Here is an 18,184-nt window from a genome sequence, read left to right as displayed (position 1 = left end):
CTGCACAATAACAAAAGGCACTACACACTGATGGCAACGCAAAGCGAATACGAGTTAGAAACACAGTTGGTGGAACAGCTGGTAGGCATGCACTACGAACGGGTGAATGTCACCGACGAAACCAGTATGAAAGCCAATCTGCGAAAGCAGATTGAAATCCATAACCGACTGGAATCTGCCCCATTAACGGACAGCGAATTTAACCGTATTTTCTTGCATCTAACCAAAGGCAATGAAGTCATCGATCGCGCTAAGATCCTGCGCGATCGCTACCAGTTATTGCGCGATGACGGCACTGAGAAGTGGCTCAGCTTTATTAATAAAGAGGAGTGGTGCCAGAACGAGTTTCAGGTGACGAGCCAGGTGAAGCAGTTCAATGCCGAGCAAAATACGCGCAAAACCCGCTTCGACGTCACGCTGCTGATCAATGGCCTGCCGCTGGTGCAGATCGAGCTTAAGCGTCGCGGCCTGGGACTGAAAGAGGCCTTTAACCAGATCGATCGTTACCATCGGGATGCGTTCTGGGTCGGCAGCGGCCTGTTCCAGTATGTGCAGATCTTTATTATCAGCAACGGCGTGGACACCAAATACTACGCTAACAACCGCGCCAGCCATTTCGAGCAGACCTTCTTCTGGACCGATGAAAAGAATAATCCGCTTAAAGCGCTGGAGAAATTCACAGACGCATTTCTGAAAGTGTGCCACATCGCCAAAATGATCACCCACTACACGGTGCTAAACGAAACCCGTAAGTGCCTGATGGTGATGCGCCCCTATCAGTTTTACGCCTGTGAGGCGATGATCCGTCATGTGAAGGAAAATCTCCACAAGCAGGGACGGCCGGAGAACGGCTATATCTGGCACACCACCGGCTCCGGTAAAACGCTGACCTCGTTCAAAGCCAGTCAGGTGATCATGGAAATGCCAGAAGTGGATCGGGTCATTTTTGTGGTCGATCGCCGGGATCTGGATTATCAGACGGCGAAAGAATTCAACGGCTTTGCGAAAGACAGCGTGGACACCACCAACAACACCGGTACGCTGATAAAACATCTCAAGCAAAGCAGCACCAAACTGACCCTGACCACCATTCAGAAGCTGAATAACGCCATCACCCATGAAGGGTATAAAGCGCAGCTCGCACACCTGCGCAAAGAGCGCATTGTCTTTATCTTTGATGAATGCCACCGGAGCCAGTTTGGTGATACGCATAAAGCGATCGTGAATTTCTTCGAGAATGCTCAGCTATTTGGTTTTACCGGGACGCCAATCTTTGCCGATAACGTCAATATCACCAACGGTGTCAAACAGACCACCGAGCTGCTGTTTGACGGATGCCTGCATAAATACGTCATTGTCGACGCCATCCGGGATGAGAACGTTCTGCGCTTTGCCGTGGAGTATGTCGGTACTTACAAGCGCAAAGAGAGCAGCAATGAGATCGATATCGATGTGGAGGATATCGACACCAAAGAGGTGATGGAAAGCGGCATCCGGTTGGGCAAAGTAACCGACTACATCCTTGCCCACCATAACGCCAAGACCCGCAATCGTGAGTTCACCGCGATGTTCTGCGTCGGGTCAGTCGATATGCTGATCACCTACTATAAACTCTTTAAAGAAAAGCAGGCCGCACTGCAAGCGGCGGATGCCAATTACAAGCCGTTAAAGATTGCCACCATCTTCACCTATGCCGCCAATGAAGCGGACAAAAGTGATAAAGAGGCGATAAATGGCCTGCTGGATGAAGAGGATATTAGCCTGCCGCAGGGGGCGAAAGTTGACACCTCGAGTCGCGATCATCTGGATAGCTTTATCGAGGATTATAACGAGCTGTATGGCACCAGCTACTCGGCCAATGATTCAAAGAGCTTTTACGATTACTACAAAAATATCGCTCAGCGCACCAAAGAGAAAGGCATCGATATTCTTCTGGTGGTGAATATGTTCCTCACCGGCTTCGACAGCCCGGCGCTGAACACGCTGTACGTCGATAAAAACCTGCGTTTTCACGGCCTGGTGCAGGCATTTTCCCGCACCAACCGCATTCTCAACGAGAAGAAAAGTCACGGGAATATCGTCTGCTTCCGTAATCTGAAGAAAGCGACCGACGATGCGATTGCCTTGTTCTCGAATAGAGAAGCTTCTTCTACGGTGCTGGTCAAACCCTTTGACGAGTACTTCGGTGATTATCAGGACGCTGTAGATCGTTTGTTAACACTGACGCCAACGGTAGAAAGCGTGGACGATTTACCTGATGAAGACGCGCAACTGGCGTTTGTAACGGCATTCCGTGATGTGATGCGTTTGAAAAACATCCTCGAAAGCTTTGCCGATTTTAACGATGCGGCGAAACCGCTGTCGGACCAGACGCTGGCAGATTTCACCAGTAAGTACCTCGATATTCACGACAAGGTGAAAAAGCACTCCAGTAAAGAGAAAGTCTCGATTCTTGAAGACGTGGATTTTGAAGTCTCGCTGATTCATCGCGACGAAATTAACGTTGGCTACATTCTGCGTCTGCTGGCAGGCATACAGGCGATGCCGCCAAAAGAGCAGCAGGAGCAGAAGAAAAAGATCATGGATATTGTCGACAGCGACGTCACGCTGCGCAGTAAACGTGAGCTTATCGATAACTTTATTGAAAAAAGCCTACTGCATGCCTCGCATGACGAAGATATCACTCAGGTGTTTGAAGCTTATGTCGAACAGGAAAAAGGTAAGGCGCTGGCAGCCTTGTGTAGCGAAGAGCGACTCGATTCGATCAAACTGACCGGCTTACTGGATAACTACCTCTTTACCGACGTGATGCCGCGAGAGGATGAAGTGGCAGAAACGCTAACCTGGACGCCAAAGATTCTGGAACGCAAGAACGTGCGGGCACGTGTCTACGACCGTGTGCGCAATGTGATTGAAACGTTTATCAATGGTATGCGCGGGTTTTAATAGATTTTAGTGACGAACATAGCAGAGGTATTTTCATGAGTGAGATAGATATCCAGGGTGATGACGCGTTGGTTCAACTGCTGTTGAACGCAGACAAAGGCGATATAGATCTGCTGATCGATTATGTCACAAACACCGGTAAGCTTGGTTTTTCCATGTCAGACAGTGTGAAGAATGTATTACAGGATGCCAAACGCCAGGATATACCTGATGAAGAAACCCTCCGTCTGCTTGTTCGGGAGTTGCAGCATTTCGGTGGTAATACGTTCGTGAATCTGTTTCGTCGCAACGGCGTCAACTACAGCGAAATTGTAGATGACGTTGCCAGCCATCTGAAGATGAAAGTCCCGGCTGATGCATCGGTAGAAGAAAAAGAAGCGCTGATTATTGACTGTGTATTTACCTCGTCATGGAAAAAAATGTCGGATGATGAGCGCCGCCAGATTCTGCGTGAGATGGGCATAAACGGCTCTGCCAGTATGGATATTCCTGTCTGGCAGAGAGCGGCACTCGTTGCCAATAGTCTTGCACAAACGACCGCAGGCAAAGTACTGCCTTTAATTGCAGGGCTTGGCATCGGGCGCGTTTTGGGCGTATTAACCGGGCCGGTTGGCCTGGCTATTACGGGTCTTTATACCGCCTATGACATCTCAAACCCTGCGTTTCGAGTGACACTGCCTTGCGTGGTGCAAATTGCCTGGATTCGCTTAAAAAACTCCCGCCAGTTCCGGCTTGCCACCGAGCCATCACCTGCCACGCTGCCTGCTCTCACATACGATCAACGCTGGGGTTTTGGGCATGATATTAACCAACCTGCGCTTACGGTTGCGACAATTCCACCTTCGGAAAGTATCAACACCGGTGCGATGCAGGAGCAGGATGTAACCGGTATTTCACGGCTGAGCCCGCTGTTGCAAACATTACCCTCGCTGGCGACCTCTGCACATGTTGCCAGCCATCAATATATGGAGGTAATTATCAATGGTCCTCTGGCGAGTGTAAAAGATGGCTCTGGTTTCCGTGGATTTAGCCTGGGAGAAAAAGGCATCAAAGAACATGCCGTTCTGCTGAACCCTGACAAACTCAGCCAGCTTGTTAACGCCGGAATGTTGTTGAATGTTGCTTCTGCCGTGCTAGCGCAAAAGCACCTGGCTGATATCAGTAAAAAATTGACGGAAATTGTTGAGGCGGTGCGTGAGGTTTCTGCATTCCAGAACAATGCACGTAAGTCAGAGATCATTGGAGCCATACAGTATCTGCAGCAAATTACCCCCACAGTCCTGGAGGGGCAATGCTCACCCGCAATACGTCAAAAATTGGAGGATATTGAAGTCCAGTTTTCCGCCCTGCAGGCACACTTATTGACTGATATTACTGCTGCTGGTGACAAAGTGTCAGCACTTAAAGACCGTGGGCTCTTTGGCAGTTCGGAAATTACGAATAAGATCCAGACCCAACAAAAGATCCTTGATGAGCGAATCCATGAATGGGACCTGGCAATGAAGGTTCGTGCGCAAGCGTTACACCTTTTGACTCATGCGGAAGGTAACACAACACTCGTCAGGCACCGCCAACAAACCATTGTTTATAACTATCAGGAGTTTGAAAGCGTTGTTGACAAAGTTGAGCGCCAGCTTCACCAGCGGATACAAGGTATCAGTGCACTGACGGAACAGAGCAATACTATCAATGCCAATAAAGTATTACTGCGGAAATGGACGACAACGACGTTAATGCAGCAAAAGATGGCTATTAAAGAGGCACATTCGTCGTTCGGGAAATTCCAACAAGGATTGTTGGCTGAGCAACCGCAATCTGCACGATTACTGGTAGAAATGCAGGACGGGAAACCGGTGAAGTGTTTTGATTTGCCGCTAATATGAACAATTCGTTTTTTTTGAGTGGGCATCTAATGGAACATGACAATTCGTCACTGGTTGAGTTGCTACCGGAATTTTTTCACCAATGGCCAAAAAACCTGGAGTGGGCCAGAGAAAAAGATAAAAAAACAAATATTGATGCATCTCAGCTAACTGAATTCTTCAGCCTTCTTTCTGAACCACTGAAAGTTGTTCAGCATCGATCTTTATCTTTTGATCCCTGGGAAGTAGCAGGCCTTGGGCGTAAAGAAGTTCGTAACACAGCTGTTCTTGCCTGGCTTCTTGATCCTGAGGGGACTCATGGTTTCGGGAGACTACCTTTACAGGCATTCCTGCAGGCAATACGACACAGCAGAAATGATATCCCTGAAGATTACCTTCACTATTGTCGGGTGCGGGTTGAAACTAATCCTACTGGCGATAATACCAATCGTGTTGATGTAGAAATCAATGCGGATAATTTTTTCCTGCTTATAGAGGTGAAAATTGATGCGTATGAACAGCCAGAACAAGTCGCCCGATACTGTTCTGATGCTAAATTGCGCGCAATGTCACGTCCTTGGGCCGTTATCTTTTTAACGCCTCGTGGCGGAAAACCGCTGACCTGTGGCTTAGATTTCAAACCAGAGGATGTTCCCTGTATTTCCTGGCAACATCTCGCTACAGCTTTAGAGTCTTCGTTGCAACAACGTTACAAAGAATTCATTTCTGCCAATGAAAACTCGCCTTCACGCCAAATGGCTGCCCATGCCGCATTTTGCTTTCTTAATCGAGTTCGTACATTTTAATTTAAGGGATTAGACATGAATCTACACAGCGATGCGGAACGTCAGGCCGGTATACTGATTCTTTCGCAGCTAAAGATGTTTAACGAAGCTGTTGTTTATTTTGAACAGCATTTAAGCCCTGCCTTCTGGAAAAGCTTTGATCAGTGTGTTGAACGATTTATGAAAGACAACAGCTGGGTAGGTAAAGCAAATTATGAACATCAGGATTATTGCTGGCTAGCCCATCCAGCCTGGGTCATTGAAGGCGTTAACTGCAAATATTGGTTTGAAAATAGTTCGACTGTTACTGAAGGGAATGATTATATTTTAGCCGTCCTGACAGGTACGGGAACCGAGCAGGGGCAGTTTGGTTTTGAGTTTAAATTGAATGCTGGATATTTTGGTGGAGTCAAAAAAATTGCTAATTATGCGAGTAATATTCAGCAATCCTATCGTGAGCAACTGCAGACACTAGGGCTATTGGAACAAGGGAAAGGTAACTATTTCCTACCTGTCACGATTAAACCTAATTTACTCACTGAGTGCTGGAAAGAGCATGGTGAGTTTCCAGTGGAACATGAAGTATTTTTTCCATTGCATACAGCTCTTGACAAGCTACTACAATCTACAAAAATTTTGGATGCTATATTTTTGTCCGAAGCGCAGAATGCAGTAAGTGAATAATTTAAATAATTAACGTTATATGGTTTGATTTGGCCTTTCTCGCACAAGAAAGGCCGTTGCAGTAAAAATTATCCCCGACTACACCCGAAACTTCTATCCCCCTCACCAAATACCTTCGTATCGAGCTTGGTCAAGTAATCCAGTCGTTCAAGCAACTGATTGTATGTGACGTCAAAATCAGGATTGTTTATGTCCAGTATGTATTTACCTTTATCGGGAAAATGAACAAGATCACGACAATCTTCAATCTCTAGTCCGAGAGCACTGTACCAAGCTCTGACTATCTGGTTGCTAAGTGTACCACTATGCTTAAGATGCCCCAGATGGTAATAAGCATCTTTGTTAAAAAATAAGCAAATATGGAAATGGCATTTTCCACTCTTTGAATATTCTCTTGCCCAGACATTACGTACAACGTTCTTGTTGACTCTGATCCCAGCAAACTTTCTGCGATGTTCATGTGCTTCCATAATCGCTTTCATCGAATCCAGAAATCGTGATATTGCACCGGGTTCAAGGTTAGGAAAACAGCATACTGTATCACCATTATCTAAAATAGGTGGGTAATGAAGATCCGCTCTTAATGCCATAGTGTAAGCACACCCGTTTTAGTTCCACGCACTTTTTGAGATTTCCGGGGTTTCAGCCATCAGCAGGTACTCTTCCGGTGTCAGGTTATTCAGAGATTCGTGGGGGCGCTCGCCGTTATATTCAGCCAGCCAGCGCTCTGTAATTTCCCGTGCTTCATTCAGTGTTCTGAACAGATAAAAATCCAGTATTTCTGTTCTGTATGTCCGGTTGAACCGTTCGATAAAGGCATTCTGTGTTGGCTTGCCGGGACTGATAAACTCCAGCATCACACCATGCTCTTCTGCCCATTGTGCCAGCGTCAGCGAGACCAGTTCCGGACCGTTATCCATCCGCATCTTCAGCGGATATCCGCGGTTTGACACGATCCTGTCCAGCACTCTCACGACCCGCTGCGCCGGGATATTCAGGTCAATTTCGATCGCCAGTGCTTCGCGGTTAAAATCATCCACCACGTCGAAGGTCCGGAAGCGTCTGCCGCACACCAGCGCATCGTGCATAAAATCGATGGACCAGCTCTGGTTCATCGCCTCTGGCGTCGCCAGCGGAGCCGGATTGCGCACCGGCAGGCGCTGTTTTCCCTTACGGCGAAAATTCAGTTTCAGCAGGCAGTAAATCCGGTGAACGCGCTTATGGTTCCAGCTGTTACCCTTCCTGCGCAGCACCTGAAAAAGCTTTTTGAATCCGTATCGCGGATAGCGTTCAGCCGCCACGCTCAGCGCCATAATGACCGGCTCATCACGTCGCGTATCCGGCTGATAACAAAATACCGTCCTGCTCAGCGATAATATCCTGCATGCCTGACGTAAGCTCATGGCAAACTGCGCGGTCAGATAGCTGACCAGCTCACGCTTTATCGCTGGTTTTAAAGCTTTTTTTCAATAACGTCTTTCAGTGCGCGGCACTCGAGACTCAGGTCCGCAAACATCTGTTTCAGCCGGCGGTTTTCATCTTCGAGGTCTTTCATCTTTTTGATATCAGAGGCTTCCATACCGCCGAACTTCGCTTTCCAGTTGTAGTGCGAGGCCTCAGAAATTCCAGCTTCGCGGCAGACATCTTTGACGGTGCGTCCGGCTTCGACGGACTTCAGAACGGCAATGATCTGGTGTTCGGTGAATCGAGCTTTGCGCATGGCGATCTCCTCCAGGAACATAATCAGTATGCCGGAAGATCTCTAAATGTGAATGGTCCGCTTTACCGGGATGCTTACAGGGTCATTGACACGACCGCAGGGGATTTTTAAATAAATAATTATCTATCGACTAAATTTCCCCTTGCCCCAGCCCTCGCCACGGGCCGTTAAGTCGATTGACGGCGCGGCAGCTATTCCCTCAGCATCATAAAAAAATGCGGACGTTGTAAAGCTGTACACGGTGCCATAAACAGTAAATGAGATATTGTTGCCTATGCCGTCAACTTTCGCACGGGCGGTGTTCGCTGTAAGCGTTGGGGCAATATGTTGTTTTTCGAGAGCCGCCAGCGGATCGCCGTCAATCTTGCTTGCTAAAAAATAACGATATACTTCCCCTGTGGTCATGTTCGAGCCGTCATATTCAGTTATATATAACCACGTACGGGGCGTAAGTTGGCGAACCTCATAAAGTTTGTCACTCACCGTTAAGCGCTGGATATGCTGAAAATAACAGTATCCCGCAATCACGATAGCCATGGTGAATGTAGCCACCCAATGCAACGCCTTAAACGCCTTAATAGTGGTGCTGCTTAACATAGTCTATGCCTTGCTTTATCCAAAATTGGTCCATCGGATCATCACCAAACGGCGGGGCCCCCGTAAAATTGCCCCATTCCGGCCTTGATGTGCCGGCCTTCCACTGCGCTGCGCCAGCGGCAATAAGCAAAATCTTTTCAGGGATGCACGCTGCATAACCCACAGCGCCGTAATGAAAATTTCCGAAGTCAGCGTAAGCCCGTTTTTGTTGTTTGTAATCCCACGTCCCACCGTTCCTTACTCGCTCATAAAACCACGTATACGTAAGCGGGGTGGCCATGTCCTGAACTCCGTGACGCGCCCGCGCAAGCCTGATGTGTTCGCGCAATATCTCCAGCCCGCGGGGCGGATAAATCGGTATACATGCCATCGTTATTCCCTTTTGCCTGGCAAAACCAGCAACATAAGAGCAACAGCACGGCGCGATACTGTTTGAGATCAATCTATTAATTTTATTTGCAACATCAATAAGTAACCCGATTAAATAACACGAATCTATAACACAATTTGTATCACCTGCGATCGGTTTTTAGCCGTTAATGAGGGTTTATTCTCTTTACATAAAATGGAGTTTTAAAAATGGCTATTCCTGCTTACCTGTGGCTTAGAGACGATGGCGGCAACGCGATTTATGGATCTGTGGATGTTCAAAACCGCGAGGGAAGCATTGAGGTGCTTTCTTTTAGTCACGGCCTGTTAGTTCCTACCGATAACAACACGGGCAAAATCACCGGTACACGCTTACATGCGCCGCTCGTAATAGAAAAGGAGTTTGATAGCTCCAGCCCATATCTTTATAAGGCCGTAGCTACCGGGCAGACGCTGAAAAGCGCGGAAATTAAGTGGTATAAAATCAACGATGCGGGGCAAGAGGTAGAGTATTTCAACATGCTGTTGGAAAACGTCCGGATAGTCAGCATTAACCCCGTTATGCATAACTGCAAAGAGCCAGGTTTACAGATGCATAATCATAATGAGGGCGTACAGCTGCGCTATGAGCGGATCACCTGGAAGTATTGCGATGGGAACGTCCAATATTCAGACGCGTGGAACGAGCGTGTAACAGCGTAAAAAAAAGGGCGGTTAATCCGCCCTATATTGTTTTTAGTGCCAATTCTTTCGCACCTTGGGTTTGCCAGCACGTAGCCTCCCTCGATGGCAATACCTCGCGCGATCACCCGGTGCCGGCTCTCCGCACTTCTTACACGTTTGGGGTATTTTAATCATGCTTAATGCTGTTAAGCATTCTCTGGCAGTTACCGCCTCTGATTTTTGCTGCACCCTATTCAAGCACATACGGAATCAATCACACATAGTCCGGCCTGCCGCTCACCCTCACAAACCCTAAAAACTAAAGAAATCCCCCATCGCGCCGATCATCATCCGTGTGTATTATTTCCTGTAGCTTTTACAACAACTAACCTTAACTCAAATACTTAAGCGCCAAAGCGAAAGGCATCATGAGCACACCGATCAAACGGCTAGAAATCATTAAAAATGCCATTGAGCTGGAAGATGACGACATCATCCAGAGCCAGCTGACACGCCTGAAAAATGAAGCGTTTGACGATGATCTACAGGCAATCGTCGTGGCGCTTGAGGAGAAGAACTACACCGCGGCCATGGCGGCCATTACCGCCTGGCTGCAGGGCCAGCGCGCCGTGACGCCGTGGCGCGATCCGCAGGTGGCGGCCAGCAAGCTGGAGCTGAAGGCGCTGGAAGAGCGTCTGCGCGATCTGATTGACCGCCGCAACGCGCGGGTGCAGCAGCTTGATGAGTTCAACGATCTCTATTTCTCCCGCCTGGGGCCGCTGATGCAGCAGATCCTCGCCCTGCGTAAAACGCTGGCGGAGCTGAACCTGCGTCGTCAGCAGGCGGAAGCGCGTCGTCGCGAGGAGGATTACCGTCGCTGCCAGCACTATATGGCGCAGGCGGTAGAGGTGCTGGCGACGCTCACCCAGCGCTGGCGCGATCTCCCGGCCGACTCCGTCCAGGCCGCTGAGGCGCGTAAGCATCTGGAGCAGCAAAGCAATCTGATTGCCAACCTGCTGGCCGAAGCGCTGGAGCTGGAGAGCGGCTTAACGCGCGAGGAGGAGCCTGCGCGTCAGGCTCGCGACGAGGCCAACGAAGAGTACGAGAAGTATCGCGAACAGCATCACGATGCCGAAGTGCGGCTGCGCAAAGGTAAGCATCTTTCACAAGAGGACCAGAACGAACTCAAGCGTCTCTGGCGGCAGGCGAGCAAGCTCTGCCACCCGGATCTGGTGGCGGACGATCTGAAAGAAGAAGCCAACAGCATGATGGTACAGCTTAACCAGGCGAAGCAGCGCGGCGATGTGAAAGCCATTCGTTCGCTGGTGGCCCGCCTGCAGCAGGGCTTCGAACCATTGATGGCAAGCGACAGGCTGAACGATCTGGAACGTATCCGCAAAAAAATGGCGCAGGTTCGCGAGCAAATCGACATTTTAGTGAACGAGCTGGCGGAGCTGGAGAAAGAGGAGTCCTGGCTGCTGGTCTCCTCGCTGAGCAATATGGAAGCGTACTTTGCTCAGCAGGAGAAAGCGCTGCACGAGGTCCGCGCCTCGCTCGAACATCAGGTGAGCGAAGCGCAGCTGGATTCGGCAGCCTGATTATTTGGCGTGCCAGTATGCGCTGGCACGCACCAGCTGTGGGTCAATCGCGTCGGTTTCAAACTGACGGCTCAGGCGTTTCACCACCTTCCCTTCCCCGGTCAGCCAGATAAAGTAATCGTCCTCCGGAACGGTCAGCGCCGCCAGATGGTCAGCGACTGCCTGCTCGCTGTGGCCCACCACCCACGTGATATTGAACGCGCTCAGGTCCGCCAGATAGTCCTGGTACGATTCATCCCCAACCGTCACGACCGCGTGTATGTCCGGGCGAACCGGCAGTTGAGCAATGCTCTCTAAGCGTCGGCGCAGCGCGGGCATGCCGGATTCATCGCACACGTAAAGCTGCCAGGCGTAATCCTCCGGCACCACCAGCGAACCGCGCGGGCCGCCAATGGTCAGCTTGTCTCCCGCTTTCGCCTCAACCGCCCAGCTGCTGGCAATGCCGCCGTCATGAATGAAGAAATCGAGCATCAGCTCATGACGGACCTCATCATAGAGCGGCGTATAGTCGCGCGCCTGCGGACGCACGCCGTCACCCCAGTCGATGCCTTCATCGGTGACCACCGGCGGCGTAAACGTTGTCCCGGGTGCCGGGAAAAAGACTTTGGTATGGTCGTCGAAACCGCGGGAGCTAAAGCCCTCCAGCGCCTCGCCGCCTAGCACAATGCGCTGAAAACCCGCGCTGACGCGCTCAACGCGGAGCACCGTCAGCTCGCGAAAACGCAGGTCATTACGAACACGCTGTGGATAACGAGTAGATGCCATTTTTAGACCCTTTTCTGGTGAATACGATATATCTAAATCAATTTTCAAATGATAATGATTACTAATAAGGAAAAATGCAAGATCTTTTAGATTGCATCTGAATATATCTTAGATATAGTTTAGATATATCAAAACAAAGGGAATACTATGCGACACGAACACGAGGGCGGCGGACGTCGGCCGCGCTTTTTCGGCCACGGCGATTTGCGGCTGGTGATTCTGGATATCCTGACCCGCAACGCGAGCCACGGCTATGAGCTGATTAAAGAGATCGAGAACCTGACCCAGGGGAACTACACCCCGAGCCCGGGCGTCATCTATCCAACCCTGGATTATTTGCAGGATCAGGCTTTTATCACCATTACAGAAGAAGAGAACGGGCGTAAGCGCATTGCGATTACCGCTGAAGGACAACGCTGGCTGGACGAAAATCGGGAACAGCTGGAACAGATCCAGGTGCGTATCAAAGCGCGCAGCGTCAGCTTTCAGCTACGCAAAAACCCGCAGATGAAGCGGGCGCTGGATAACTTCAAGGCGGTATTAGACCTGAAGGTGAATCAGGGAGAGCTCAGCGACGCGCAGCTTAAGCAGATTATCGGCGTAATCGACCGCGCGGCGCTGGAGATCTCCCAGCTGGATTAAGCCGGTGCGTGCTCGCTCACGCGGAAGACGCGTACCAGCTCTTTCAGGTGCATCGCCTGTTCGTTAAGCGATGCCGCCGCCGCGACGGATTCCTCCACCAGCGCGGAGTTTTGCTGGGTAGTGGCATCAATCAGGCCAATCGCGCTGTTGATCTGCGAGATCCCCTCCGTCTGCTCATGGCTGGCCTGACGGATCTCGCGCAGGATCGCATCCATCTCCTCCACGTTGCCAACCATGCCGTTAATCAGCCCACTCGCTTTTTCGACCAGGTTCATCCCGTCCTGGGTCTGGCTGGTGGAGCTCTCAATCAGCTCGCGGATTTCGCTGGCAGACGACGCGCTCTTCTGGGCAAGCTGGCGCACCTCTCCGGCCACTACCGCAAAGCCGCGGCCGTGCTCACCGGCGCGCGCCGCTTCCACCGCCGCGTTCAGCGCCAGAATATTGGTCTGGAACGCAATAGCATCGATCAGGTCGATAATGTCGGACATCCGGTTGGAGGTCTCGTTAATCAGGCGCATTTTGCTGGTCACCTGCTTCATCATCTCACCGTTGTTTTTGACCACCGTGGCGGCATCGGCAGAAAGGTTGGTCGCTTCACCGGTATGCGAGGCGGTATTTTTCACCGTGGCGGTGATCTGCTCCATCGAGGCGGCAGTCTGTTCAACGGAGCTGGCCTGCTCTTCCGTGCGTGCGGCCAGATCCTGGTTCCCGGCGACAATCTGCGCGGCAGCGCTGGAGATATTCTCCGAGCCGGTCTGCACCTGCTGCACAATGTCCAGCAGACGCGTCTTCATCTCCATCAGGGCATGCAGCAGCAGGCCCGTTTCGTCTTTGCCGTGTGGCGTAATGCTGCCCGTCAGATCGCCCTCTGCAATGGCCTTTGCAAAATTCACCGCCTCACCGAGCGGGCGGGTGATGGCGCGCACGATAAACCAGCCAATCAGGCTGCCTGCCCCAACGCTAAAGAGCGTGAGGAGGATCAGCAGCAGACGGTTAGACCTGAAATCCCCTTCCACCTGCGTGCCCGCACGCTGCATTTCGCTGTTCTGAATGGCGATCAGCTCCTTCACCTTCGCTTTATAAGCCTGCTGTACGGCGAGGGTGGTAGTCATCATTTCCTGTATGGCGCCCGCACGGTTGTTGTTCTGCACCGCCTGCAGAATGCGGTAGCGTGAATCCAGGTACTGCTGGCGCACGCTGCGGATATCCGCCAGCACCTGCTGAGACTGTTGATCCTGCAAGGCGTTGTTCAGCTCGCCCAGGATCACCGTGATATGCTCGCTGATCTCTTTCAGGCGCTGCTGAGATTGCCCCGTGTAGGTACCCTGCTCGTCCAGCAGCATCAGCTGTTGAGTGCTAATAAATTCCTGGAAGTTATCAATTAACTGGTTCGCTTTTACCGTGGTCGGATAGTCATGGGTAACAATGGACTGCATCCCATTATTTGCCCGGTTCAGGCTCAGCAAAGACACACTTGCGCTGATCGCCATCAGGACAATAAAGAACCCAAACGCCAGAAATAATTTCGTGCCGATCTTTACGTCATGAAAGAACATATTTTCTCCATCGATGTGATTATTTCTCAGACGATCGCTGTTATCGGTAACGGATTGGCTAACTTTATGAGTTTGATCGTTTTTTTATTTCATAACCCTCACAATACATAGGTGCAGGCTATTAATATGGCTTCATCGATCGTTACCAGACCGCCAAACGGGGTATTTTCGAAATAGCATTCTGAAGAACTGACTTAGGCAGGAATAAATAACTGACGCACTTTCTTTAGTTATTTAATATTAAATTAACAATAAACCCCATTAATAGTCACAATCAGAAAAATAAAAAGCCGTTTATTCCCTACGGTATAAACGGCTTTTTTGGAACATGACTGACTCAATGGAGCACGGTCACCGCATCCTTAAGGCGTCCGGCGCGGTGCTTCACCATGGCCGAAATGTGCGCGCTCTCCTCGACCAGATCGGCGTTTTTCTGCGTGATGCTGTCGAGTTCAGCTACCGCACGGGTTAGCTCTGATAAGCCGGTTGCCTGCTCGGAGGTCGCGTGGCTGATCTGGGCGATAAGCTGGGTCACGTTTTTCACCTGCACAACGATATCATCCATCGTACGGCCCGCGGCGTGAACCTGCTCAGAGCCGGACTGCACCTTGCTGGCGCTGGCATCAATGAGTTTACGAATATCGTTAGCGGCACTGGCGCTGCGGCTGGCGAGATGACGGACTTCGCCCGCGACCACGGCAAACCCTTTACCCTGCTCCCCTGCCCTTGCCGCTTCAACTGCCGCGTTCAGCGCCAGAATATTGGTCTGGAACGCGATATCGTTAATCAGGGAGGTGATCGAGCCAATGCGCTGCGTGCTGTCGGCAATGTCATCCATCGTTTTAACGACGGTCTGCATCGCGTTGCCCCCTTTCGTTGCCGCGCTGCTGGCGGCCACGGAGAGTTTGTCCACCTCGGCGGCGGTCTCGGAGTTACTCTGCACGGACGCGGCCATCTGGTTCATTGTCGCGACGGTCTGCTGCACGTTCGCGACGGTCTGACGGGTCCGATCGTTCAAATCGTCATTCCCCTGCGCCAGCCTGTCGCTGCCGTCACGGACGCTCACCACCTGGCTCGACACGTCATTGATCAACCAGCGGCACATCAGGCCAAGCTGTCCTACCGCGCGCAGCGTCAGGCCCAGCTCATCGCTGCGGTTAAGATGCTGCACGCTGTTGCGCTCGCCGGTGGCGACCTTCAGCGCCTGTCGCGCCACATTCTCTATCGGGCGGACAATCTGTTGCTCAAACAGCAGCGTTCCCATCAGCATCACCACCGCAGCGGCGGTAAGCGGTAACCAGCCTGCGGAGGTGGCGGCCAGCGTGGCGGCGAGTCCGGCAAAGAGCACCGCCATCACGCTGCGCACGCGCCAGCGCAGCGGCATGGCCGGGAGTTTACCCAGCCAGCCCTTTCCCACCACCAGCCCTTTGTGAATACGTTTTTTACAGCGCCCGTCGTTCAGCGCCCGGTAGAGCGGCTCCACGGCGGCGATCTCTTCCGCTGTGGCTCTGGTGCGAATCGACATATAGCCCGTCACCTGCCCGCGACGCACCATCGGCACCGCGTTAGCACGCACCCAGTAGTGGTCACCGTTTTTGCGCCGGTTTTTGACAATCCCGCTCCACGGCTCGCCCTGCTGCAGCGTGTACCACATATCGGCAAACGCAGCTTTTGGCATATCGGGATGGCGCACCATATTGTGCGGCTGGCCCGTCAGCTCATCGAGCTGATAGCCGCTCACCTGAACAAAGGTGTCGTTGGCGTGGGTGATGTAGCTGTGGACGTCTGTGGTAGACATTAAGGTGGTGTCATCGTCCAGAGGATATTCATTCTGGGTGACATAGGTTGGAGAGGACATCGTGAGCATCCCTTGCAGGTTATTTGAATGTTAATTTTGTGGGTCAATGTTTTTTCGGCGGTAAACAATTTATCTTTAGTTGTTAAACTTGATGAAGATCGCAGATTTGACTTAAACCATACTTTTTGTACGATATTTTAATTCATTGATTTCAAATACTTTCGTAGAGAAATTACCGACAAAGCATGACCTGTTAATGCCCGCTTAAGTTGCAGCGTATGCACCTCTTTAGTGCAGCGACGCTCTTCCCCCTTTCTTTATACTTGCTGCCCCGTACCGCTAAATCCCGTTTGGCTTCTTTCGGCATGATTAAATATTGTGCAACATTATTTTAACCTGGCGTTTATCCCGATTTTCGTTAAGGCCTCTGAAGTGGCGTAATCCCTGCAATACTTAAACCAGTATCATGTGATACGCGATCCCCGGGAGCACATTTTGAACAGGTTACCTTCCAGCGCCTCGGCTCTTGCCTGTACCGCGCACGCACTGAATCTCATTGAGAAGCGAACGCTTGATCATGAGGAGATGAAACAACTTAACCGTGAGGTCATCGATTACTTTAAAGAGCACGTCAATCCAGGGTTTCTGGAGTATCGCAAATCTGTTACCGCCGGCGGGGATTACGGAGCCGTAGAGTGGCAAGCGGGAAGTCTCAACACGCTTGTCGACACCCAGGGACAGGAGTTTATCGATTGCCTGGGAGGTTTTGGAATTTTCAACGTGGGGCACCGTAATCCAGTTGTGGTTTCCGCCGTACAGAATCAACTTGCGAAACAACCTCTCCATAGCCAGGAACTGCTCGACCCGCTTCGCGCCATGCTCGCGAAAACGCTGGCGGCCTTAACGCCCGGCAAACTGAAATACAGCTTCTTCAGCAACAGCGGCACAGAATCGGTCGAAGCGGCGATTAAGCTCGCCAAAGCGTACCAGTCGCCGCGCGGGAAATTCACCTTTATCGCCACCAGCGGCGCGTTCCACGGTAAATCTCTCGGCGCACTGTCGGCGACCGCGAAATCCACTTTCCGTAAACCGTTTATGCCGCTGCTGCCGGGCTTCCGCCACGTGCCGTTCGGCGACATTAACGCCATGCGCACCGTGCTGAGCGAATGCCGTAAAACCGGCGATGACGTGGCGGCGGTGATCCTGGAGCCCATTCAGGGTGAAGGCGGCGTCATCCTCCCTCCGCAGGGTTATCTGCCTGCCGTGCGTCAGCTGTGCGACGAGTTTGGCGCGCTGCTGATCCTCGACGAAGTCCAGACCGGCATGGGGCGTACCGGCAAGATGTTCGCCTGCGAGCATGAAAACGTGCAGCCGGACATTCTGTGCCTGGCGAAAGCGCTCGGCGGCGGCGTGATGCCGATTGGCGCGACGGTCGCCACCGAAGAAGTTTTCTCGGTGCTGTTCGACAATCCGTTCCTGCATACCACCACCTTTGGCGGTAACCCGCTGGCCTGTGCGGCGGCGCTGGCGACCATCAACGTGCTGCTGGAGCAAAACCTGCCTGCGCAGGCGGAGCAAAAAGGCGACATGCTGCTGGACGGCTTCCGCCAGCTGGGCCGGGAATACCCTGACCTTGTGCAGGAGGCGCGCGGCAAAGGGATGCTGATGGCGATTGAGTTCGTTGATAACGAAATCGGCTACAGCTTCGCGAGCGAGATGTTCAGGCAGCGTGTGCTGGTGGCCGGGACGCTTAATAACGCAAAAACCATTCGTATTGAACCGCCGCTTACGCTGACCATTGAGCAGTGTGAGCAGGTGCTAAAAGCGGCACGTAAAGCGCTGGCAGCACTCAGAGTGCGCGTAGAAGAGATCTGATTAATCCCCCCTCTTAACCGAGGGGGATTTCATTTTTCTGGTATAAATATTACAAATTGAAATAAAAGTATTATATTTCAGACATACATTTATACTTTTAAAATTATAAAGTTCCTTTTCTCTTACATGATTTTTTTTGCAACCAAACCGATATCCATACACCACCTTTATCTATTTGACCGCAAACAGGCCGCCCATTGTTAAAATCCGGTAAAAACACCACTACTTACATCATTTAAAAATATTAATTAATTCTAATATTATACCTAAAAAAAACTAACGGCATATTATACCACCATACATTGAAATAATATTTCACGACTC

15 protein-coding genes are annotated in these 18,184 nt (G+C 51.1%); 8 read left to right on the top strand and 7 right to left on the bottom strand.

What is annotated here, in order from left to right:
• Positions 1-30 precede the first annotated feature (30 nt).
• Genes C6A40_RS05760 through C6A40_RS05745 form a run of 4 tightly spaced genes read left to right on the top strand, consistent with a single transcriptional unit; the run spans position 31 to position 6,277 of the window.
• Entirely contained in the window at positions 31-2,946 is a 2,916-nt protein-coding gene (locus C6A40_RS05760; RefSeq protein WP_045334521.1) for a type I restriction endonuclease subunit R, read from the top strand.
• A gap of 35 nt (positions 2,947-2,981) precedes the next feature.
• The gene (locus C6A40_RS05755) at positions 2,982-4,829 is read left to right on the top strand and encodes a YaaW family protein (RefSeq protein ID WP_045334522.1); all 1,848 of its coding nucleotides are present in this window, start codon (positions 2,982-2,984) and stop codon (positions 4,827-4,829) included.
• A 29-nt stretch (positions 4,830-4,858) separates the two neighbouring features.
• Positions 4,859-5,614, top strand: a complete 756-nt coding sequence (locus tag C6A40_RS05750) for a PDDEXK-like family protein (protein ID WP_071788993.1) — start codon at positions 4,859-4,861, stop codon at positions 5,612-5,614.
• A 15-nt stretch (positions 5,615-5,629) separates the two neighbouring features.
• Positions 5,630-6,277 carry a hypothetical protein gene (locus tag C6A40_RS05745; RefSeq protein ID WP_021242341.1) on the top strand — a complete coding sequence of 216 codons (648 nt, stop codon included), beginning with the start codon at positions 5,630-5,632 and terminating at the stop codon, positions 6,275-6,277.
• Between the two features lie 68 nt (positions 6,278-6,345).
• Here C6A40_RS05745 and C6A40_RS05740 read toward each other — a convergent pair whose 3' ends face one another.
• The 4 genes from C6A40_RS05740 to C6A40_RS05725 all read right to left on the bottom strand — a co-directional run bounded on the left by C6A40_RS05740 (position 6,346) and on the right by C6A40_RS05725 (position 8,874).
• Positions 6,346-6,867 (bottom strand): inovirus Gp2 family protein, encoded by a 522-nt coding sequence (locus C6A40_RS05740; protein WP_071788994.1) that lies wholly within the window; start codon positions 6,865-6,867, stop codon positions 6,346-6,348.
• An 18-nt stretch (positions 6,868-6,885) separates the two neighbouring features.
• A protein-coding gene (locus C6A40_RS05735) for an IS3 family transposase (RefSeq protein ID WP_102135197.1) occupies positions 6,886-7,997 on the bottom strand; the annotation gives its coding sequence in 2 pieces (ribosomal slippage) (positions 6,886-7,736 and positions 7,736-7,997; 1,113 coding nt in all).
• Between the two features lie 123 nt (positions 7,998-8,120).
• Positions 8,121-8,594 carry a hypothetical protein gene (locus C6A40_RS05730; RefSeq protein WP_008503181.1) on the bottom strand — a complete coding sequence of 158 codons (474 nt, stop codon included), beginning with the start codon at positions 8,592-8,594 and terminating at the stop codon, positions 8,121-8,123.
• Positions 8,572-8,874 (bottom strand): polymorphic toxin type 44 domain-containing protein, encoded by a 303-nt coding sequence (locus C6A40_RS05725; protein WP_223861868.1) that lies wholly within the window; start codon positions 8,872-8,874, stop codon positions 8,572-8,574. The genes C6A40_RS05730 and C6A40_RS05725 overlap by 23 nt, the downstream gene beginning before the upstream one ends.
• Before the next feature lie 299 nt (positions 8,875-9,173).
• Between C6A40_RS05725 and C6A40_RS05720 the strand changes: the two genes are divergently transcribed.
• Positions 9,174-9,665, top strand: coding sequence for an Hcp family type VI secretion system effector (locus tag C6A40_RS05720; protein ID WP_045334526.1), 492 nt, complete (start codon positions 9,174-9,176; stop codon positions 9,663-9,665).
• A gap of 389 nt (positions 9,666-10,054) precedes the next feature.
• The gene (locus C6A40_RS05715; RefSeq protein WP_032653488.1) at positions 10,055-11,224 is read left to right on the top strand and encodes a DNA repair protein; all 1,170 of its coding nucleotides are present in this window, start codon (positions 10,055-10,057) and stop codon (positions 11,222-11,224) included.
• Here the strand turns inward: C6A40_RS05715 and C6A40_RS05710 are convergent, their stop codons facing one another.
• Positions 11,225-11,989, bottom strand: coding sequence for a siderophore-interacting protein (locus C6A40_RS05710; RefSeq protein ID WP_045334528.1), 765 nt, complete (start codon positions 11,987-11,989; stop codon positions 11,225-11,227).
• Positions 11,990-12,136: 147 nt separating this feature from the next.
• Here C6A40_RS05710 and C6A40_RS05705 point away from each other — a divergent pair, with 147 nt between their 5' ends.
• Positions 12,137-12,631, top strand: coding sequence for a PadR family transcriptional regulator (locus C6A40_RS05705; RefSeq protein ID WP_045334530.1), 495 nt, complete (start codon positions 12,137-12,139; stop codon positions 12,629-12,631).
• Here the strand turns inward: C6A40_RS05705 and C6A40_RS05700 are convergent.
• Complete coding sequence (locus C6A40_RS05700) at positions 12,628-14,187, bottom strand: methyl-accepting chemotaxis protein (RefSeq protein WP_045334533.1); 1,560 nt, start codon at positions 14,185-14,187, stop codon at positions 12,628-12,630. The genes C6A40_RS05705 and C6A40_RS05700 overlap by 4 nt on opposite strands.
• Before the next feature lie 337 nt (positions 14,188-14,524).
• On the bottom strand, positions 14,525-16,045 hold the full coding sequence (locus tag C6A40_RS05695) for a methyl-accepting chemotaxis protein (RefSeq protein WP_045334536.1): 1,521 nt from the start codon (positions 16,043-16,045) through the stop codon (positions 14,525-14,527).
• A gap of 435 nt (positions 16,046-16,480) precedes the next feature.
• Here C6A40_RS05695 and ygjG point away from each other — a divergent pair, with 435 nt between their 5' ends.
• Positions 16,481-17,860: a putrescine aminotransferase gene (ygjG, locus tag C6A40_RS05690; protein ID WP_008503172.1), complete on the top strand. Its 1,380-nt coding sequence runs from the start codon at positions 16,481-16,483 to the stop codon at positions 17,858-17,860.
• Positions 17,861-18,184 lie beyond the last annotated feature (324 nt).

Source organism: Enterobacter sp. GER_MD16_1505_Eko_090, assembly GCF_003331015.1.
GTDB lineage: Bacteria > Pseudomonadota > Gammaproteobacteria > Enterobacterales > Enterobacteriaceae > Enterobacter > Enterobacter roggenkampii.
Note: the sequence above shows the minus strand (reverse complement) of the source record. Positions and strands in the feature narration are given on the sequence as shown.